This window comes from Streptomyces regalis (assembly GCF_001509475.1).
GTDB lineage: Bacteria > Actinomycetota > Actinomycetes > Streptomycetales > Streptomycetaceae > Streptomyces > Streptomyces regalis.
Genome location: NZ_LLZG01000321.1, coordinates 1 through 256, shown reverse-complemented (window position 1 = coordinate 256; position 256 = coordinate 1). Strand labels below are relative to the sequence as shown.

At 63.3% G+C, this 256-nt stretch carries 1 protein-coding gene; it reads left to right on the top strand.

What is annotated here, in order from left to right:
• Positions 1 to 256: alpha-amylase family glycosyl hydrolase (locus ADL12_RS27630; protein WP_244188074.1), on the top strand; the 256-nt coding region annotated here is incomplete at both ends.

Here is a 256-nt window from a genome sequence, read left to right as displayed (position 1 = left end):
ACTCGACTACCTGCAATGGCTCGGCGTCGACTGCCTGTGGCTGCCGCCCTTCTTCAAATCACCCCTGCGCGACGGCGGCTACGACGTCTCCGACTACACATCGGTGCTGCCCGAGTTCGGTGACCTCGCCGACTTCGTGGACTTCGTCGATTCCGCACACCAGCGCGGCATGCGGGTCATCATCGACTTCGTCATGAACCACACCAGCGACCAGCACCCGTGGTTCCAGGAATCGAGGAAAGACCCGGACGGCCCC